The sequence below is a fragment of the Priestia sp. P5_B4 genome (assembly GCF_056400385.1).
In genome coordinates, this window is record NZ_JBFULJ010000635.1 from 1 (window position 1) to 2,242 (window position 2,242).

The 2,242-nt window shown below is 37.5% G+C and carries 3 protein-coding genes; 1 reads left to right on the top strand and 2 read right to left on the bottom strand.

Annotation, left to right across the window (positions count from 1 at the left end):
* Window positions 1–315: 315 nt before the first annotated feature.
* Entirely contained in the window at window positions 316–1,122 is an 807-nt protein-coding gene (locus AC1DRF_RS24000) for a cell wall hydrolase (RefSeq protein WP_427075955.1), read from the bottom strand.
* A gap of 362 nt (window positions 1,123–1,484) precedes the next feature.
* Between AC1DRF_RS24000 and AC1DRF_RS24005 the strand changes: the two genes are divergently transcribed.
* Window positions 1,485–1,739 (top strand): hypothetical protein, encoded by a 255-nt coding sequence (locus AC1DRF_RS24005; RefSeq protein ID WP_013057893.1) that lies wholly within the window; start codon window positions 1,485–1,487, stop codon window positions 1,737–1,739.
* Between the two features lie 81 nt (window positions 1,740–1,820).
* On the opposite strand, the gene AC1DRF_RS24010 is transcribed toward AC1DRF_RS24005, so the two are convergent.
* Window positions 1,821–1,985, bottom strand: a complete 165-nt coding sequence (locus AC1DRF_RS24010; RefSeq protein WP_013057894.1) for a hypothetical protein — start codon at window positions 1,983–1,985, stop codon at window positions 1,821–1,823.
* Window positions 1,986–2,242 lie beyond the last annotated feature (257 nt).

A 2,242-nucleotide genomic window follows, 5' to 3' on the forward strand; every position in this document is an offset into this window, starting at 1 on the left:
TAACTGTATTAATCTAAAGATGAATAAATTAGATACATTAACTCGTATGGATCGCTTGGTACGCCGATCTTGATTTCCGTGCAAGGCTTCTCGCTTTCCGCTTTTTTCGCAGGAGTCTTCGCCTTGCCCTCCAATTAACAGCTAGAAACCACCACATATATGAAATCTGCGTTTACCATAACAACAAAAAAATCCGAACCATTAATAACGATTAATGATTCGGATTTAACTTTAAGCAAAATACTTTTGTGGCAGTCTCTCTGTATCAACATTACATATATATGAAATATATGTTTATATTTGAAAGAAATCTACTTATTTTGCAAATACATGGTTTCCGATAACTGCCGTTACTTGCTGCGTTGCAACCCATTGGCTTTCAGCGATTTTCGGATTATAGAAAAACAGCGCATCGTTTTCATGCGGGTTTGATAATGCTTCGCTTACCGCTTGTTTTGATTCTTCTGATGCAGGCTGATTAATTGCGCCGTTTGCTACTGGTGAAAATTGATATACACCGTTTCCTAGCTGCTGATAAATAACGTCGTGAATGTTATTTGGAAATTCGGGTGAAGCTACACGGTTTAATACCACAATTGCTACCGCTACTTTTCCTTGATACGGCTCACCYTTTGCTTCTGCCTCTACTAATCTTGCTAGTAAATCTTGATCTTGTGCAGAAACCGATGTAGACGGAGCAGTTTGTGCCTGCGCCGGTGCTTCTCCTTGAAGTTTTAACGTTTGTCCGATGGTAATGATATCACTTTGTAAACCGTTAACAGCTTTTAACTGATCCACAGTCATGCCGTTTTGTGTTGCAATATGATATAACGTTTCGCCTTGTGCTACTGTATGTACAGATGTTGCCGGACTAGCGGCAGGTTGTGCTTGTCCCTGGTCAGGAATCGTTAATGTTTCTCCAACGTAAATCATGTCGTTTTGGCGGTTATTAGCACCTTTTAGCTCATCTACCGTAACCCCATTTTGTTGGCCAAGCCCCCACAAGGTATCTCCTTTTACGACTTTGTGCGAAGCTGCTGCTGATGCTGTTCCTTGACTTGCTAGAAATGCTACAGACGCTGCAGAAGCAACTGCCCATTTTTTTACACGTTTTTTACTCACAAAAACTACCTCCTAAAATTTGAACCTGTTATTACCTTAGCACATAGATTCGCCTTTTCATTAAAAAAAACAGTAACATTTGTTCTAATTGGATTAAGTTTCTTACAGTGCCATTCATTATGTTACAACTTTTACATGACCCTTAAAGAATATGTAGAAATATGACGGTTTGATTGCGAAACGAGCTTTTTATCTGTTTACTTACATTCCTCTTTCTGTAAAAAACTTGATTTTATTATGATTAATCGCAGAGATAAAAAGGAAAACAGCAGTCAAATAGAGAAATAGTGTAACTATTGAGGGATGATTCAGCGCTTCTTTGTCAATTTACGTTTGTTTATTAATAGAGGAGGTCTATTCGGATGTGTGCAAATAAAATGTATGTGACGTATAACACGGAGAAACCGGCTATTACAATTCAAGGAGCTTTTTATCATACGGGAGGAACGCAGGAAGAGTTTTTGCGGGAATTCAAGTACTGGCTTGAATCTCACGGCTGGTCATTTATGGGCGTAACAAATGAAACAACGATGACAACGGCGAACAAAGAGTTAAAAGAAACAATGGAACAGCATAAAATAGAAGGCAAAAAAGTTCAAAGACTAGAAGATTTATAACGATTGCTTCTATGACCCTTCACACATGTCCAAACGCCAATATGTAAAAAAGCCTTTAGATGAGCTAAAGGCTTTTTTACATTAACGAGAAAGGGCGACCACCTTCTGATTTTCTACTCTCTCTTCAACAGGCTTTCTCATTTCTTTTTCCGTCCATACGCCAATGCGTTTTTGTCTTTTCCCAAGAGGCTGTTTTTCACATGCATAGCAAATTTCTGAAATATCATCAAAATGAGCTAACGACATCTTTATCCCTCCTTTTCTAAATATACACAGGCAAGTTAGTATACTTCTTCCCTTATTTTCCAAAGCTAAACTGCTTCTTCTTATATTTAAACAATTTATAAACAAACGGAATAAATAATTTCTACTTCATTATCATTTAGATTGTTTTATTTAGATATAGACGGGTAAACAAAAACTATCCCACCTCACACCCTGAAGTTTGAAACTGTCACGTAAAAAAGCAGCTTTCTATACATGTATAGAAAGCTGCTTTTTTA

Coding starts and splice junctions, on each gene's coding strand:
- AC1DRF_RS24005 (WP_013057893.1), top strand. CDS start 1,485: ATGTGTGCAAATAAAATGTATGTGACGTATAACACGGAGAAACCGGCT.
- AC1DRF_RS24010 (WP_013057894.1), bottom strand. CDS start 1,985: ATGTCGTTAGCTCATTTTGATGATATTTCAGAAATTTGCTATGCATGT.